Genomic DNA, 16,825 nt, shown 5'->3' with positions numbered 1-16,825 from the left:
ACCAGCACGGCGCCGAGCGTCTCGACGACCGGCGCGTCGGCACCCGCTCCCGAGCGGACCGGGAGATCGGGCAGTGCCGGATAGGCCCAGTCGAAGACGTCGCTGCGCGTGCTCTTGAGGAGCTGCTCGAACGCCTTGCCGTCGAATGCCGGGGCGGCCGGCGCGCAGGACACGCCCTTCTTCTGCGGCATGGCCTCGAGGGTCGGATCGGCGGCGGCGCTCGCCAGCGCCTCCCAGCCCTCGCCGTCGGCGGCGTCGAGCCCGAGCGCGGCGGCGAGATTGTCGATGCCGGGCTTCTTGCGGTCGGCCTTCTCGCCCTGCGACGCGGTCCAGAAGAAGCTCTTCGCGACGAGGCCGGCGAGTGCGGTGCGGTCCTTGCGCCCGGCGATCTCGCCGAGCTGTTTTCGGAACGCCTCGAAGCTCGGATCGGCGACCGGCTTCGGCAACGTCACGGCGATGGAAGGATAGGGGCGCGGCGCGGCCGCCGCGGGGGCGGGGGCCGGCCCGGACTTCTGCTGTGCCTGTGCCTGCGCCGGGGCCGGGCTCGCGATCGCGACGGCGAGGAGAGCGGCGAGCAGGGCGGTCGGGAACGGACGGACGGGACGCATGCGGGCTCCGCGGTTGTGACGAGCTGCAATCGCGCTGGGCATCGTGGGTCTAGACGTGAACCGCGACGCTAGGCACGAATTGCGACCCCGTTACGGCCGGGGCGCCGTATTTCCGTCGCGGCGTGATCAGATGAGACGACTCGATTCGCCGGCTCGGCCGGCCATGCCGGTTCTCCGAGCCGTCGCCCCCCGAAAGGTTGCAAGATGCCGTCCTTCGTCACCTCGCCCTATGTGTTGCCGGTCGTCCTCCTGGTCGCCTCCAACCTGTTCATGACGACGGCGTGGTACTGGCACCTGCGCTTCAAGGAGGTGGCGCTGTGGCAGGTGGTGCTGATCTCCTGGGGGCTCGCCTTCATCGAGTACTGCCTCGCCGTGCCGGCGAACCGCTGGGGCGCCACCGTCTATGCACCGGCCCAGCTCAAGACCATCCAGGAGGTGATCACGCTGGTGATCTTCGCCGGCTTCTCGTGGCTCTATCTCAACCAGCCGCTCGCCTGGAACCACGCCCTCGGCTTCGCCTTCGTGGCGGTCGGCGCGTTCTTCATCTTCCACAAGTGGTGAGGGGGACGTTCTTCAGCACCCACTGTTGGACATATCACGGCGCGCCCCGGTCCCGGCGGCGTGCCCCGGACAAGGCACAGCGGGCGACGAGCCCGATGTGCCGCAGAGCCGGGGCCAGGGGCGGCACGGCGGGCGCCATATCGGGTCGCCCTGGGTCCCGGCTCGCGGTGCGTTGCACCGCGTCCGGGACACGAGTCTTAACCGTTGCGTCGAAATCATCACTCGCGCGGGCGCAGCGCGCGGCCGCGGCTGGTGATCAGCACCGTGAGGCCGCCGAGCGCGACGAGGCCGAAGCTCACCAGCCCGGCGATCGGCAGCCCGCGTTCGGTGGGTTGCGGCTGGAGCGGCGCCGCCTCGCCGATCTGCAGCCCGACCACCATGATCAGCACGACGATCGACAGGACGAGCGCGGCGCTGGCCACGAGCTCGGCCAGCACGGCGGCGCGGAAGCGCGGGAAGCGGGACGCGCGGGTCTCGTCGAAGCCGCAGCGGTCGATGGTGGACGGGGTCATGGGCGTGCCGGTGCGATCGGTTGTGTTCCTGCGGTCGGGCCGCGGGAGGCTCGTACCGGGACATCGGGGCGGGTGTTCGGCCCCGATCGGGCAAAGGCGAGGCATCCTCTTAACGGCGGGTTAACGACCCCGGTCCGGCCGGCGCTCGTCACCGGATTTGCGGCGAGCGCGCGCGACGCCGCCGCGCCGTGTTCCTAATTTTGCCGCGCTTTGGCTTTTCTTCCACGATGGGGACGACGACTGGGGGAGCCGGAGCAGATGAGGACCTGGACGCTGACGCTCGTGGCGGCGCTCGTGCTCGGGGCAGGCGCGGCGCCGCTCGCCTCCGCGGCCGAGAAGGCCGGCAGGACCGAGAAGGTCGACAGGACCGGCACGGCCGAGCGGAACGGGCTGATCGGCAAGTGGTCGATCGTCGAGGCGGCGCCGGCGCCGTGGGTGCGCAGCAAGGAGCGCAACAGCCTCGTCGAGCACGGCCGCAAGCTGGTCGCGACCGAGGTGACGTTCGAGCCCGGCGCGATCGTCTCGACCAACCAGAGCCTCGCCTGCAAGCGCGCCATGTACCAGGTCGGCACCTATCCGACCGACGCGCTGTTCCGCGGCCTGCTGCCCGACGGCAGCCAGGACCGCATCGCCCGCGATCTCGGCCTGACCAAGGGCGGCGCCGACGTGCCGAGCGTCGACGTCGACTGCGCCGGCGGCTTCTTCACCTACCATTTCCGCGACCGCAACACCGCGCTGTTCGCCTGGGACGACGTCATCTACACGCTCAAACGGCGGTGATAGCGTGGCGCTCCCTGGTCCGCGTTCCTAAAGTCACGTCCGGTCGCGACCGACGACCGGCGGCAATCCGCCGAGGCCCGCGCACGGTGCACTAAGTGTCCTCACGAGCAATTTACCTTCTCGTTGTTTGCAATCAGAAATAGAGAAAAGTAGCCTCTCTGCACGCGACTTCGAGTTGGTTCCCATTCGCCTCGCGATCTTTGTCGTCTCTTCTGCGCCGGTGATGGCGCGGGCCGCATCGTCGCGCGCACCGGTCGTGCCGCGCGACGTTCGCGACGTGGGCGGGGGATGGCTCGGGCGGCCGTTTCGATGCGGCCGAAGACACGGGAGGCTCCCATGCGACTTCGCGTTTCGAGCTCGGGGTGGACCTGCCGATGTCAAGCAGGTGACGGCCGGTTCGCCTGCCGGGTGCCGCCGTCGCCCGACGTGATGACGTCGATCTTCATGGAATATCGACGATCCGACCGCTACGGGACGGTGTCGTTCAACCAGTATCTCGAGGAGATCGGCTTTGTTGATCCGTCGGTCGGGCTCGTCGGCATGGACGACGGCGCCCAGTTCGCGCCAGCGCCGGGCGGTCCGCTGCGGCTCGCGCTGCCCTCGCAACCCGTCCAGGGCAGTATCGAGGTCAAGGTTCTGCTGGTCGATTTTCCCGACCGGCCCGGCCTGATCCCAAAGGCGCACTACGAGGGTCTGCTGTTCTCGCGCGACACCTATCCGACAGGCAGCATGCGCGACTACTACGCCGAGGTCAGTACCGGAAAGGTCGACGTGAGCGGTACGGTCGAGGGCTGGTTCCGCATGCCGCAACCCTATTCCTACTACACGAACGGGGAATCTGGCACCAAATGGGACAGCTATCCGCACAACGCGCCCCGTCTCGCCGAGGACGCGGTGCAAGCTGCGCTCGCCGCAAACGTGACGTTCTCGAGTGGGCTCGACAAGTTCGGTCGCGGCATCATTACGGCGCTGTTCATCGTCCATTCCGGACGCGGCGCCGAGGTGATGCAGCGTCCACTTCAGGGCGCGCATATCTGGTCGCACAAGTGGCAGCTCCGGAATCCGGTTCAGGTCGCGCCCGACTTGGCGGCGACCATCTATCTGGTGGTTCCGCACGACTGCAAGGTCGGGGTATGCGCCCACGAGCTCGGCCACCTCGCCTTCGAATGGCAGGACTTCTACGATCCGAACTACGGGGTGGACGGTCAGTGGAGTGGCTCAGGCCGCTGGGATCTGATGGCCGGCGGATCCTACAACGGGGACGGCGCGCGGCCGGCACATCCGGCGGCTCTGCACAAGCTAAAGCACGGCTGGATCACGTCGCGGACCGTCACGTCGAGCCAGAAACTGACGATCAGGCCCCATACGCCGACCTCCGGTGAGGTCGTCAAGCTGGTCAGCCCGAGGTTCGAGCCGCGGCAGTATCTGCTCCTCGAAAGCCGCCGGCGCACCGGCTTCGATCACGACCTGCCGGGCGAGGGCCTACTGGTCTGGAAGGTCGACGAGCCGCGGGAGATGACGTCTGCGAAGAGTCCCGGCATGTCCCTGGTCCAGGCCGACGGGCGGAACGACCTCGACCGGCCGGACGATTGGAAGCAGGGCGACGAGGGTGATCCGTTCCCCGGCGCGGAGGGACACAACGTGCTCGGCGACGGCGGCTCGACCTCCACCTCGTTCGGCACGAGGCGCTCCGGGATCACCCTGAAGAACATCAAGTTCGACGCCGACGGCGTGGTGACCCTGAAAGTCGAGTTCGCCGCTGCCGGGGCGGCGCATGCCGCGGAGGCGGCCGCTGACGACGGCGCGGCCGAGGGCACGCCGGCGAAGCAGAGGGCGGTGCAAAAGTCTGGCCGCAAGGCGGCCCCCAAGGCCGCCCCGCGTTCCACCCGGAAGGCCACCGCCAAGGCAGCGCCCGGATCCGGCGCCAAGTCTCCGTCCGAGTTCGCGGCCAAAGCCGCGAAAGGGAAGCCGCGCCGTGTCGCCGCTGTAGCGCGCGCCGCGCCCCGTAAGGTCAATGCCAAGCACCACAAGTCGGCGGGTGCCAAGAGGTCACGCCGCGTCACGTGACGGCGGAGCCGCCTGCCTCACAGCATCTCGGGTCGGAAGCGGCGGCGCCATTGGCGGGTCGTCTCGCCGGCGATCATGAACTCGCCGTCGCCGCGATAGTGCAGGGTCTTCGGCGCCGTCCTGATCGCGGCCGGCGCGGCATGCGCCTTCACCACCTCGAAGACGAACAGCCCGAGCCGGTCGATCAGGCTCGCATCGGCGAGCCGGCACTCGAAGCTCGCGACGCACTCGGCGATCAGCGGTGCCGACACCATCACGCCGGGCTGCGGCGTCAGCCCGAATGTCTCGAACTTGTCGGTGTCGCGGCCCGAGCAGTTGCCGATGTCGACCACGGTCTCGGCGAGGTCGACGGTCGGCACGTTGATGACGCAGACCTTGCTGCGGCGGATCAAGCCGAACGAGTGGTTGGCGTTCCAGATGTAGCAGCCGACCAGCGCCGGCTCGAAGCCCATCACCATGTGCCAGCCGAGCGTCATGATGTTCGTCTCGCCCTCGAAGCACGACGAGACCAGCACGATCGGCCCCGGCTCCAGGAAGCGGCGGACGTCCTCGACCGGAAAGTCGACCTTCTTGACCGGGCGCGGCCGCTGCGCAGCGGTGGCGCGGGGCGTCGCGGCGGCACGCGCCGGCGTCGCCCCGCGGGCCGCCTTGGCCTTGGTGTCGGCTTTCGGCACCGTCTTTGCCGTGGCGCGCGCGGGTGCCGCGACGGGCTTCGAAGCGGCTCGCGACGGAGACTTGCGGGCGAGCTTGCGGACAGTCTTGCGGGCAGGCTTTCGGGCGGGCATCGGCGGGCTCCGGGGCGGCACGGCGGAGCGGCGACTCCGGCGGCCCCGTCATCATAGCCGAGCCGCCGGTGAAGCGCCCCCGCGCCGGTTGGCGGCGGCGTGGCGCGCCGCTATAGTCCGCGCCGCGCCGGTGTGGCGGAACTGGTAGACGCGCACGACTCAAAATCGTGTTCCGCAAGGAGTGTCGGTTCGATCCCGACCACCGGCACCACCGCGCCACCGAGATTCCACCACGGACCCCAGGTATGCGGGAGCGACCGGCACCGGCTCGGTGTCGGCGCGTATCGCGGTCAGAGACCGCGCAGCCGTGTGGTCGTCAAAAAGGCGTCAGGGGTCAAAAATGTTATCGAACGACGACACTTTCAATTGTCGCCGTTCGCTGACATATGCTGATGTCCGCGAACGGTAACCTTGGAATCCCCATGCTCGTCCGTACACCTGCCGATCTCGGCGCCGTTCTCCGTGATCGGCGCAAGCACCTCGACCTCGATCAGGCGACCGTCGCCAAGCGGATCGGCGTCAGCCGCCAATGGGTCATGGAAATCGAGCGTGGCCACCCCCGTGCGGAGCTCGCACTTGTACTTCGTGCCATCGATGTTCTCGGCCTTCGTCTCGATGCGGCCGTCGGACCAGCATCAGATCACCCGCCGTCGGACGGCGTCCACATCGACGCCATCGTGGCCAGGGCCAGACAGGCGAAGCCGTGACCGGCGAGCTCGTCGCACTTCTCGACGGAAAGGAGGTCGGCCGCGTCCGACGCAATGCGCGCGGTGGCATCAGGTTTCTTTATGACGACGCCTGGCGCATGGCGAGGTCGACGTCGACACGTTCATCGACGCTCTGGGCTTCAACTGGCTCATCGGCGGCACCGACGCGCACGCCAAGAACTACTCGCTGCTGCTCGGTCGCGGCCGTGTCCGCCTTGCGCCGCTCTATGACGTGGCGAGCATTCTTCCCTATGAAGAGTTAGACCTCCGCAAGGTCAAGCTCGCCATGAAGATCGGTGGCGAATACAAGCTCGGCCTCGTCGGCGCGCGTCAATGGCAGAAGTTCGCGCGCGAGATGCGCGTCGATGCCGAGAGCTTGATCGAGCGGCTCGCCGCGATGGCCGCGAGACTCCCGGATGCGGCGAGCGCCGCGCTTACGAAGGCGCGCGCGGAAGGGCTCGACACGCCCATCATCGACCGTTTGACGGAGCGCTTGATCGAACGCGCGGCCGTGTGTGGCAAGTCTGTCGCGGTTTCGTAGCCGATCTGCCGAGTCCGGTACACCCGGCGCTGTCCGACCGCCGGGTCCGGTTGGGGCCGGGCCGCGCCGCGCTCCCCTCACGCCGCCGTGGCCTGCTCGAACGCCTCGCGGGCGGAGCGGATCGTCGCGTGGTTGTCGGCGGCCCATGTGATCAGGGCGGCGAGCGGCTCCAGCAGCGAGCCGCCGAGCGCCGTGAGGCGATACTCGACGCTCGGCGGCACGGTCGGGTGGACGTGGCGGCTCACCAGCCCGTCGCGCTGGAGGTCGCGCAGGCTCTGGGTCAGCATCCGCTGCGAGATGTCGGGCAGGCCGCGGCGCAGTTCGCCGAAGCGGTGCGGCCGTTCGGCCAGCATGATCAGGAGGAGCGTCGTCCACTTGCCGGCGAGGTGATCGAGCACGTCGCGTACCGGGCAGTTGGCGGCGTCGAAATCGAGCCCCTTGAAGCCGGCCATGACGCGCACGAGCGTGTCGACGGCGGCGCTGCGGGCCGGTGCGACGGGACAGTCGGGGGGCGGTGAGGCGGTGCGGCGGGCCATGGATCGTTCCCCAGGGTGGTTCCCTGCGTGTGACCAGGTGACGAAAAGCTGCCGTCTTTACCGGCGGTGCTGGGCTCCAGTATAGAGCAGGTCTCTGAACGAGACCAGGTCTCGATTTGCCCTCAATCCGTCGTCCAGGAGCCCTTCATGTCCGACGCCCTGCTCGTCACCGGCGCCTCCGGCCATCTCGGCCGTCGCGTCCTCCACCATCTGGTCGAGAGCCTGGCAGTCCCGCCCGGCCGCATCGTCGCGACCTCGCGAAAGCCGGACGCGCTCGCCGCGTTCGCGAACAAGGGCGTCACCGTGCGGGCCGCAGACTTCGAGGACGCGGCGTCGCTGGACAAGGCCTTCGCCGGCGTCGGCCGGCTGCTGCTGATCTCGACCGACACGCTCGACCGTCCGGGGGCACGCCTCGCCCAGCACCAGGCCGCCGTCGCGGCGGCCGAGAAGGCGGGGGTGCGCCACGTCGTCTACACGTCGATGCCGCTGCCGGAGAACTCGCCGATCCTGTTCGCGCCGGATCATCTCGGTACCGAGCAGGCGCTGGCGGCGAGCCGGCTGCCCGGGTTCACGGTGCTGCGCAATCACTGGTACTTCGAGAACCTCGCCCATGCGCTGCCGGCGGCGCTCGCCTCGGGGCACTGGTACTCGGCCGCGGCCGGCGGCGGCTATGCCGACATCGCCCGCGACGATCTCGCCCGCGCCGCCGCGACCGTGTTGGCCGGATCGGAAACCGGGCGCCACACGTACACCCTGTCCGGCGCCGAGGCGCTGACGCGCGACGAGATCGCCGCGAAGGTGAGCGCCGCGCTCGGCAAGCCGCTCGCCGTGGTGCCGGTGACGATCGACGCGCTGGTCGCCGGCATGGTGGCGCACGGCGTGCCGGAGCCGATCGCCCGCGTGTTCGCCTCGTTCGACGCCGCGGCCGCCGCCGGCCGCTTCGCGCATGTCACGGACGACTATTTCAAGATCACGGGCCGCCGGCCGCAGAGCTTCGACGCCTGGCTCGCCGCGAACAAGACGATCCTGACCGGGGAACACTAACTCCGTCATTCCGGGACGCGCGCGACAGCGCGCGGGCCCGGAATCCATACGCCCTGCATCGGTGGCTCACGCGATACAGGGGATATGGGTTCCGGGCTCGGCGCTTCGCGCCGCCCCGGAACGACGGTTCAACACCGCCCCGGAATGCCCGCACCTCACCCCATCCCGTAGCCGCCGCCGGTCGGCGTGATCACGGTGATGGCCTCGCCGGCGTCCAACACGGTCGAGGCGGCGCCGGGCAGCTCCTCCAGCGTGCCGTCGTTGCGGCGCACGATGTTCTTTCCGGTCTCGCCCGGCAAGCCACCGGCGAGGCCGAAGGGCGGCACCCGGCGGTGGCCGGAGAGCAGCGCGCACTCCATCGCCTCGCGGAACCGGATCGTGCGGCGCGTGCCGTCGCCGGCGTTCCAGCGGCCTTTTCCGCCGGACCCGCGGCGGACGGAAAACTCCTCCAGCACGACCGGAAAGCGCGTCTCCAGAATCTCCGGATCGGTGAGGCGCGAGTTGGTCATGTGGGTGTGCACGGCGGGCGCGCCGTCGAAGCCCGGGCCGGCCGGCGAGCCCGAGCAGATCGTCTCGTAGTACTGATAACGATCGTCGCCGAAGGTGAGATTGTTCATCGTGCCCTGCGCGGCAGCGAGCGCGCCGAGCGCACCGAACAGGCAGTTGGTGACGGCCTGGCTCACCTCCACGTTTCCGGCGACGACGGCGGCCGGGTAGACGGGCGACAGCATCGAGCCCGCCGGCACGATCAGCCGCACCGGGCGCAGGCAGCCGGCGTTCATCGGGATGTCGGCGTCGACCATCACGCGGAACACGTAGAGCACGGCCGCGCGCGTGACGGGTGCGGGCGCGTTGAAGTTGTCGGGCCGCTGCGTCTGCGTGCCGGTGAAGTCGACGGTCGCCTCGCGCTTGTCCTTGTCGACCGTGATGGCGACGCGGATCACCGATCCGTCGTCCATCTCGTAGGCGAAGGCGCCGTCGGAGAGGCGATCGATCACCCGGCGGACGCTCTCGGCGGCGTTGTCCTGAACGTGGCCCATATAGGCGGTGACGACGTCGAGCCCGAAATGGGCGATCATCTTGTTCAGCTCGGCGGCGCCGCGCTGGTTCGCCGCGACCTGGGCCTTCAGGTCGTTGACGTTCTGCACGACGTTGCGGACCGGCCAGGGGCCGCCGGTCAGGAGCGCGATCAGCTCCGCCTCGCGCAGCCGGCCGCGATCGACCAGCTTGAAGTTGTCGATGTAGACGCCTTCCTGCTCGATCGTCGTGCCCTTGGGGCTCATCGAGCCGGGCGCGATGCCGCCGACGTCGGCGTGGTGGCCGCGGCTCGCCACCCAGAACAGGATTTTTTCGCCGGCCACGTCGAACACCGGCGTGCAGACCGTGATGTCGGGCAGATGGGTGCCGCCGTTGTAGGGCGCGTTGAGGGCGAACACGTCGCCCGGACTGATCACGTCGTTCTGCGCGATCACGGTCTCGACCGAGCGGTCCATCGAGCCGAGATGCACGGGCATGTGCGGCGCGTTGGCGACCAGGGCGCCCGACGCGTCGAACACGGCGCAGGAGAAGTCGAGCCGCTCCTTGATGTTCACCGAGTACGCCGTGTTCTGCAGCGCGACACCCATCTGCTCGGCGATCGACATGAACAGGTTGTTGAAGATCTCGAGCATCACCGGGTCGGCCCTGGTGCCGATCGCCTCCGTCTGCGGCCTCGCGACGACGCGCCGCAGCACCAGATGATCGTGCGCCGTGAGGGGGGCCTGCCAGCCGGGCTCGATCACGATCGTCTGGTTCGGCTCGATGACGATCGCCGGCCCGGTGACGACGTCTCCGGGCCGCAGCTGTGAACGCAGAAAAATGCCGGCGTCGTGCCAGGCGCCGCCCGAGAAGAAGCGGCGGGTCTCGTGCGGGGCAGGGGCGTCGCCGGCCTCTTCGACGAGCGTCGCTTCCGACTGCGGCGCGGCGCCGCCCATCGCCTCGACCGAGACGGCGTCGACGATCAGGACCTTCTCCCGGTCGACGAAACCGAAGCGCGTCGCATGCTGCGTCAGGAAGCCTTCGCGCATCTGCGCGAGCGCGGCGGCGGGCAGGACGTCGCCCGCGAACGGCACCGGGATGTCGAGCGCCGTGTCGGTGCCCTCGTAGCGCACATGCGCCGTCACGCCGACATTCGCGTCGGCCGCCGCGACGCCCTGGCCGGCGAGCTCGCCGAGGCACGCACGGCCGAGCTTTTCACGCGCTGCGCGGAGCGCGGCGGCGGCGCCGTCGAGCGGCACGCCCATGCTCTCGAACCGCGTCGCCCGGATGCTCGCGAGCCCCATGCCGTAGGCCGACAGGAGCCCGGAGAGCGGGTGCACCAGCACGCTCTCCATGCCGAGCGCGTCGGCGACCAGGCAGGCGTGCTGGCCGCCGGCGCCGCCGAAGCAGTTGAGCGCGTAAGCTGTCACGTCGTAGCCGCGCTGCACCGAGATCTTCTTTACCGCCTCGGCCATGTTGGCGACGGCGATTTTCAGGAATCCGTCGGCGACTTCTTCAGGGCTGCGCCCGTCACCCACCTGCGCTGCGAGCGCGGCGAATTTTTCACGGACTACCTCTGCGTCCAGCGGCTGATCCTGATCAGGTCCGAAGATCGCCGGAAAAAATTCCGGCACCAGCTTGCCGACCATCAGGTTGGCGTCCGTGACGGTGAGCGGGCCGCCGCGGCGATAGCTCGCCGGGCCCGGCACGGCACCGGCCGAGTCGGGGCCGACCCGGAAGCGGGCGCCGTCGAAATGCAGGATCGAGCCGCCGCCCGCCGCCACGGTGTGGATCAGCATCATCGGTGCGCGCAGCCGCACGCCCGCGACCTCGGTCTCGAAGGCGCGCTCGAACGTGCCGTCGAAATGGGCGACGTCGGTCGAGGTGCCGCCCATGTCGAAGCCGATCACGGCGTCGAAGCCGGCCGCCTCGCCGGTCGCCGCCATGCCGACCACGCCGCCGGCGGGGCCCGACAGGATCGCGTCGCGGCCCTGGAACAGATCGGCGCCGGTGAGGCCGCCGGCCGAGGTCATGAACATCACCCGGGCGCCGGTGCGCGCGACGTCGAGCTCCTCCGAGACCTGCGCCACGTAGCGGCGCAGGATCGGCGACAGATAGGCGTCGACCACCGTGGTGTCGCCGCGCCCGACCAGTTTTATCAAGGGCGACACCTGATGGCTCACCGAGATCTGGGTGAAGCCGATTCTTCGCGCGATATCGGCGAGCGCCGTCTCGTGCGCGGGGAAGCGGAAGCCGTGGATCAGTGCGATGGCGACGGCCCGGATGCCGGCGTCGTACGCGGCCTGGAGATCGCGGCGCGCGCGATCCTCGTCGAGCGGGCGCTCCACCGTGCCGTCGGCGAGCACGCGCTCGTCTGCCTCGATCACCCGCTCGTAGAGCTGATCGGGCTTGATGATCTGCTTGGCGAAGATCTTTCGGCGATCCTGGTAGCCGATCTCCAGCACGTCGGCGAGGCCGCGCGTGGTGACGAAGGCGGTGCGCTCGCCCTTGCGCTCCAGGAGCGCGTTGGTGGCGACCGTGGTGCCCATCCGCACCTCGCCGATCGCCCCGGTCGGGATCGGCGCGTCGGGCGCGAGGCCGAGGAGCTTGCGGATGCCCGCCACCGCGGCGTCGCCATACACGCCGGGGTTTTCCGAGAGGAGCTTGGTCGCGTGCAGCGCGCCCGCCGGGTCGCGGCCGATCACGTCCGTGAAGGTGCCGCCGCGGTCGATCCAGAAATCCCAACTCATCGAAACTCTCTTAAATTCCTTGTCGAAACGCTCGTACCGGTGACAGCCGTCGGGCCGCCGGCCGTCTCGTCGTGGTCGAGCCAGCGCGCGCCGTGTGACCGGCCGCAGCGCGGACCAGCAAACGGCGTGCCGAAACGACCTCGTGCCCCGAGGCCGCTGGCCGTCGCCTCAGCGCGTCGTTTCGGCGATGCGGATGTCGCGGGCGGCGAGGCGGGCCGCCTCGGCCTCGGCGCGCAGCCGCGCCAGCTCCTCGGGCGAGAGCAGGTCCGGATTCGCGTAGTCGCGCTTCCACGCCGGATCGTCGCTCCAGCGCAGCGGCGACACCACGGTGGTGCGCGGTCCCGTCGCACTCGTCAGCAGGTCGAGGGCGAGGTCCAGCGTGAGCCGCTGCGACTCCGGGTCGTGCGGCCGGCCGGCCGCGTTGCCGAGCGGGAAGTCGCTGAACACGAAGCGCGGCACGCCGCAGTGCTCGACGATGTCACGGGCACAGCCCATCACCACGGTCGGGATGCCGTTCTCCTCCAGGAGGCGCGCGGCGAGCGCCAGGCACTGGTGACAGACCGGGCAGTTGGCCACCAGGATCACGGCGTCGACGCGGTCGGCGAAGCACCGCTCGAACAGCTCCGGCGCGTCGACCTCGGTCGTCTGACGATGGCTACGGTTGGTCGGAAATCCGTGGAAGCGCGGCGCGAGGCGCAGCCGGCCGGCGGCCGCGGCGGCGCGCAGCAGCGGCAGCGGGAACCAGGTGCCGGAGTCTTCCATGCTGGTGTGACGGCGGTCGATGCCGACATGGGCGATGCGCACGTCGTGATCGATCGCGCTGTCGCCCGAGTAGACGGTGTAGAACTTCGCCGCGGCGTTGTAGGGCGCGCCCGGCCCCTGCGGCCCCTTGTCGGGCTGATAGGGCGCCGCCGTCGTCACCAGCGCGACGCGCGACTGCGCCAGCGGCTGCGCGAGCGGCGTGAACGGCACGTCGTCGTGATGCGCCCAGACATAGGGCGGGTCGTAGCCGAGCGCGAGATAGTAGGCGCGGGTGCGCGCCATGTAGGGGATCGGCGCGTCGCTCTGAACGTCCAGGAAACTCTCGGTCATCGGGCCTCGCGGGCGACGCGGCGTCGCCCGAGAAGCCGGCGGCGCTACTGCGTCGCGCGGATTGTGCGACGCCATTCGCTCGGCGCGCAACCCATCCGTTGGCGGAACATGTAGGTGAAGGCCGACGGCGTGCTGTAGCCGAGCTCGAGCGCGATCTCGGTGATGTTGTCGCTGGCGCCGAGCAGGTCGATGGCGCGGAAGACGCGCAGCCGGTTCCGCCATTCGCGCAGCCCGATGCCGACTTCGCGCTCGAAGCGGCGATGCAGCGTGCGCGGCGACGCGCCGAGCTCCCGGCCCCACGCCGCGATGTCGCGCTCGTCGGACGGGTTGTCGAACAGCTCCTGGCACATTCTCAGGAGCATCGGGCTCTGCGGCCAGGGCAGATGGAAGCTCTCGCTCGGCAGCCGCACGATCTGATCGAGAATCAGACGCTCGACCCGCTCGACGTAATCACTCTGCTCGCCCGCGCGGCCGAGCTCGGTGAGTTCGACGATCAGGGCGCGCATCAGCGGCGTCACCGAGAACACGATGCTCTCGCGGGGCAGCTGCGCGGCGACGTCGTCGCGGATGTAGAGGCTGCGGAACTCGGCGTCCTGCAGGGCGCCGGTCATGTGGACGACGCCGGTCGGCACCCAATAGGCCTGCTCCGGCGAGATCACGTACCAGGCGTTCTCGATCGCGGCGAACATCGTGCCCGACGTCGCGTACAGGAACTGATTCCAGCGATGCGAATGACGCGGGAACAGATGACGTTTCGGCAGATGCTGCGAGCGCACGATGATGGGGCGCGGCAGCCCGTCGAGCTCGGGCACCTGGAGATGAATCCAGTCGTCGGTTCTGATCGTCATGGCGGATCGGAGCGATGGCCGATCGGAGAGAATGGCCGGTCGGCGAGATTGGCAGGTCGTCGATAGTCTTCGTCCTGATATCGAAGGCGCGCCGCGTCCTCAACGTTACCCTGCTACGGATCGCGCTACCACGTATCGCCGGCGCCATCGGCGCGGCGATCAGCAGGACCACCGGAATGTAGCCCCGCCTCGTCACGACCATCGCGCTCTCCGTATCTCTCCTTATGCGACGCGCCATCTCTCCGCCGGGTCGCACAAAATCCGCAGCGTTCCGAATGAGCCTTCGATCCATCACCGCCGATCCGTCCCGCGATGCGCGCGGGTCAGCACTGCTCGCAGCGCCGATCAGGCGCCGACGCGCGCTGATCTTCGTGGTCATCGCATTCACCTACGTGATCTCCTATTTCCATCGCGCCGCGCCCGTGGTGGTCGGCCCGGTGATCGCCGGCGAGCTCGGGCTCGATCCGGCGCAGCTCGGCCTGATGGCGTCGATGTATTTCTGGGCCTATGCGGCTGCCGTGTTCCCCTCCGGCCTGTTGTCCGACGGCTGGGGCGCGCGCCGCACCATGGCCGTTTTCGTGCTGATCGCGGCGCTCGCCGGTCTCGCCTTCGCGTTCGGCTCGAGCATCGGCACGCTGGCGGCGAGCCGCTTCGTGATCGGTCTCGGCGTGAGCGTCGTCTACGTCGCGGCGCTGCGCATCTTCTCCGACTGGTATGGCCCGGACGAGCTCGGCACCTATTCGGGCCTGCTGCTCGCCTTCGGCAATATCGGGGCGCTGCTGTCGACCGCGCCGCTCACCGCCGCGATCGGCGCGATCGGCTGGCGCGACGTGTTCACGATCGTCGCGGCGCTCACCGCGGTCGCCGCCGTCGTCTGCTGGTTCGTCGTCGTCGACACGCCGGGCGAGTACGCGCGCCGCGGCGCGCCGGCGCCGAAGCGGTCGGCTCCCGCGGCCGGAAGCGGCTCGGCGCTCGCCGATCTGCGCCGCGCCATCGCCACCGTGTTCTCCAATCCGGGCGTCTATCTGATCGGCGTCCTGGTGTTCTCGTTCTACGGCACCTTCATGGGCGTCGGCTCGCTGTGGGCCGGTCCTTATCTGCACACCGTCTACGGTCTCTCCAAGCAGGAGGCCGGCCACATCCTGATGTTGTTCCCGCTCGGCATGACGATCGGCTGCCCGCTGGCCGGTTGGCTCTCCGACAAGGTGTTCGGCGCGCGCCGCCCGGTACTGCTGTTCGGTGGCGTGCTGCATCTCCTCTCTTACGTGCCGCTGGTGTTCTTCACCGGCGACCTGAGCGGCTGGATGCTCGGCGCGCTGTTCTTCTGGTACGGCCTCTCGGGCGGCGCCTTCGTGGTCTGCTTCGCCGCCTCCAAGGAGCTGTTCGACTCGCGCTACGCCGGTGCCGCGGTCGGGGCCGTGACGATGTTCCTGCAGTGCGGCGGCGCCTTCTACCAGTACGTCATCGGTGTCGTGATCGCCCATCCTGATCTGGTCGGCGCCGGCGGCGATCCGGCCGTGCTCTACGGCCGCGCCTTCGCGGTGCCGATGGTCGGCCTCGCGCTGTGCCTCGTCGTCTTCTCCCGCTTCCGCGAGCGGGGCGGCTTCGCCGCGGCGCGTGCCGCCTCGACGTCTCCCCTCGCCACGCCCGCGCCGGGCCTCGTCCCGGCCGCGGCGCCCCCCGGCAAGTCCTGACGGGTCGCGCCGAGCGGCCGGTCCCCTTCACGACGATCCTGATCCAAGACGGAGGATACAAAAATGAAGATCGTCAGCGTCGACGTGATGCAGATGCCGAGCGGCAACGCCGGCTCCTCGCGCGGAGACTGGTCGCCCGTGATCGTGCGGGTCAACACCGACGAGGGCATCAGCGGCTTCGGCGAGGTCGGCCTCGCCTACGGCAAGGGCTGGCGCGCCGGCTTCGGCATGGTGCAGGACTTCGCCGAGGTGATCATCGGCGAGGATCCACTCGCCATCGAGAAGATCTGGGAGACCATCTTCCGCAAGACCTTCTGGGGCATGGGCGGCGGCACCGTCGTCAACGCCGCGATCTCCGGCATTGACATCGCGCTGTGGGATCTCAAGGGCAAGGCCTTCAACATGCCGGTCTGGCAGCTGATGGGCGGCAAGACCAACGACGACCTGCGCACCTATGCGAGCCAGCTCCAGTTCAACTGGGGCCCGAAGATCGACAAGCAGGTGCTGATCACGCCGGAGGACTACGCCGAGGTGACGCGCGTCGCGATGGCGGACGGCTACGACTCGATCAAGGTCGATCCGATCATCTTCTCCGACCGGCCGGACGGCAAGGGCCCGTGGAAGATCACTGGGCCGCTGGAGAACCGCGTCATCCGCACCGTCTACGACCGGATGGCGGCGATGCGCGAGGCCGGCGGACCGGATCTCGACATCATCCTGGAGCACCACGCCAACACCGACACGATCTCGGCGATCCAGATCGGCCAGGCGCTCGAGGATCTGCGGATCTTCTACTACGAGGAGCCCTGCCACCCGCTCAACTCGCGCTCGATGCTGGAGATCAAGAAGGCCGTGAAGATGCCGATCGCCGCCGGCGAGCGCATCTACACGCGCTGGGGCTACCGGCCGTTCCTCGAGGACCGCTCGATCGACGTGATCCAGCCGGATCTGTGCCTGTGCGGCGGCCTCACCGAGGCGAAGAAGATCTGCGACATGGCGAACACCTACGACTGCGCCGTGCAGATCCACGTCTGCGGCAGCCCGATCTCCAAGGCGGCGGCACTGCAGATCGAGGCCGTGATCCCGAACTTCATCATCCACGAGCACCATCAGCGGGCGCTCAATCCGGAGAGCCGGGCGACCTGCCTGTATGACTACCAGCCGGTGAACGGCAAGTACAAGGTGCCGGATCTGCCGGGCATCGGTCAGGAGCCGACCCCGGAGACGATCGAGAAGTGCATGAAGGTCACGGTGACGCGCTCGAAGAAGTACATGAGCTGATC

Annotated in this window: 14 protein-coding genes, 1 tRNA gene and 1 pseudogene; 9 read left to right on the top strand and 7 right to left on the bottom strand. The window is 69.2% G+C overall.

Annotation, left to right across the window (positions count from 1 at the left end):
* A pseudogene (locus CCR97_RS29000) lies at positions 1-608 on the bottom strand (hypothetical protein); the annotation flags it as partial.
* 204 nt (positions 609-812) lie between these two features.
* On the opposite strand from CCR97_RS29000, the gene CCR97_RS28995 reads away from it, so the two are divergent.
* A complete protein-coding gene (locus CCR97_RS28995) occupies positions 813-1,169 on the top strand; it encodes a DMT family protein (protein ID WP_111358610.1) in 357 nt (118 codons plus the stop codon).
* Between the two features lie 218 nt (positions 1,170-1,387).
* Here the strand turns inward: CCR97_RS28995 and CCR97_RS28990 are convergent, their stop codons facing one another.
* Positions 1,388-1,681 (bottom strand): hypothetical protein, encoded by a 294-nt coding sequence (locus CCR97_RS28990; protein ID WP_111358609.1) that lies wholly within the window; start codon positions 1,679-1,681, stop codon positions 1,388-1,390.
* A 258-nt stretch (positions 1,682-1,939) separates the two neighbouring features.
* Here CCR97_RS28990 and CCR97_RS28985 point away from each other — a divergent pair, with 258 nt between their 5' ends.
* Positions 1,940-2,461 (top strand): hypothetical protein, encoded by a 522-nt coding sequence (locus CCR97_RS28985; RefSeq protein WP_111358608.1) that lies wholly within the window; start codon positions 1,940-1,942, stop codon positions 2,459-2,461.
* 429 nt (positions 2,462-2,890) lie between these two features.
* Complete coding sequence (locus tag CCR97_RS28980; RefSeq protein ID WP_170145947.1) at positions 2,891-4,528, top strand: M6 family metalloprotease domain-containing protein; 1,638 nt, start codon at positions 2,891-2,893, stop codon at positions 4,526-4,528.
* A 17-nt stretch (positions 4,529-4,545) separates the two neighbouring features.
* Here CCR97_RS28980 and CCR97_RS28975 read toward each other — a convergent pair whose 3' ends face one another.
* Positions 4,546-5,313, bottom strand: coding sequence for a flavin reductase family protein (locus CCR97_RS28975; RefSeq protein ID WP_111358606.1), 768 nt, complete (start codon positions 5,311-5,313; stop codon positions 4,546-4,548).
* A gap of 126 nt (positions 5,314-5,439) precedes the next feature.
* Here CCR97_RS28975 and CCR97_RS28970 point away from each other — a divergent pair.
* The 3 genes from CCR97_RS28970 to CCR97_RS28960 all read left to right on the top strand — a co-directional run bounded on the left by CCR97_RS28970 (position 5,440) and on the right by CCR97_RS28960 (position 6,561).
* A tRNA-Leu gene (locus CCR97_RS28970) sits at positions 5,440-5,524 on the top strand.
* A gap of 211 nt (positions 5,525-5,735) precedes the next feature.
* On the top strand, positions 5,736-6,020 hold the full coding sequence (locus tag CCR97_RS28965; protein ID WP_111358612.1) for a helix-turn-helix domain-containing protein: 285 nt from the start codon (positions 5,736-5,738) through the stop codon (positions 6,018-6,020).
* 91 nt (positions 6,021-6,111) lie between these two features.
* Positions 6,112-6,561: a HipA domain-containing protein gene (locus CCR97_RS28960; protein ID WP_201160141.1), complete on the top strand. Its 450-nt coding sequence runs from the start codon at positions 6,112-6,114 to the stop codon at positions 6,559-6,561.
* Between the two features lie 77 nt (positions 6,562-6,638).
* Here the strand turns inward: CCR97_RS28960 and CCR97_RS28955 are convergent, their stop codons facing one another.
* Positions 6,639-7,013: a winged helix-turn-helix transcriptional regulator gene (locus CCR97_RS28955; RefSeq protein ID WP_111358611.1), complete on the bottom strand. Its 375-nt coding sequence runs from the start codon at positions 7,011-7,013 to the stop codon at positions 6,639-6,641.
* A 231-nt stretch (positions 7,014-7,244) separates the two neighbouring features.
* On the opposite strand from CCR97_RS28955, the gene CCR97_RS28950 reads away from it, so the two are divergent.
* Positions 7,245-8,141, top strand: a complete 897-nt coding sequence (locus CCR97_RS28950; RefSeq protein WP_111358605.1) for an NmrA family NAD(P)-binding protein — start codon at positions 7,245-7,247, stop codon at positions 8,139-8,141.
* A gap of 155 nt (positions 8,142-8,296) precedes the next feature.
* Here the strand turns inward: CCR97_RS28950 and CCR97_RS28945 are convergent, their stop codons facing one another.
* The 3 genes from CCR97_RS28945 to CCR97_RS28935 form a co-directional block, all read right to left on the bottom strand.
* A complete protein-coding gene (locus tag CCR97_RS28945; RefSeq protein WP_111355569.1) occupies positions 8,297-11,908 on the bottom strand; it encodes a hydantoinase B/oxoprolinase family protein in 3,612 nt (1,203 codons plus the stop codon).
* Between the two features lie 168 nt (positions 11,909-12,076).
* A complete protein-coding gene (locus tag CCR97_RS28940) occupies positions 12,077-13,000 on the bottom strand; it encodes a glycine reductase (RefSeq protein ID WP_111355568.1) in 924 nt (307 codons plus the stop codon).
* 44 nt (positions 13,001-13,044) lie between these two features.
* The gene (locus tag CCR97_RS28935; RefSeq protein WP_111355567.1) at positions 13,045-13,848 is read right to left on the bottom strand and encodes an AraC family transcriptional regulator; all 804 of its coding nucleotides are present in this window, start codon (positions 13,846-13,848) and stop codon (positions 13,045-13,047) included.
* A gap of 275 nt (positions 13,849-14,123) precedes the next feature.
* Between CCR97_RS28935 and CCR97_RS28930 the strand changes: the two genes are divergently transcribed.
* Positions 14,124-15,542 carry an MFS transporter gene (locus tag CCR97_RS28930; RefSeq protein ID WP_170145690.1) on the top strand — a complete coding sequence of 473 codons (1,419 nt, stop codon included), beginning with the start codon at positions 14,124-14,126 and terminating at the stop codon, positions 15,540-15,542.
* Between the two features lie 63 nt (positions 15,543-15,605).
* Entirely contained in the window at positions 15,606-16,823 is a 1,218-nt protein-coding gene (locus tag CCR97_RS28925; protein ID WP_111355565.1) for a mandelate racemase/muconate lactonizing enzyme family protein, read from the top strand.
* The last annotated feature ends 2 nt before the right edge of the window (positions 16,824-16,825 follow it).

It is taken from the genome of Rhodoplanes elegans (assembly GCF_016653355.1).
Taxonomy (GTDB): domain Bacteria; phylum Pseudomonadota; class Alphaproteobacteria; order Rhizobiales; family Xanthobacteraceae; genus Rhodoplanes; species Rhodoplanes elegans.
Note: the sequence above shows the minus strand (reverse complement) of the source record. Positions and strands in the feature narration are given on the sequence as shown.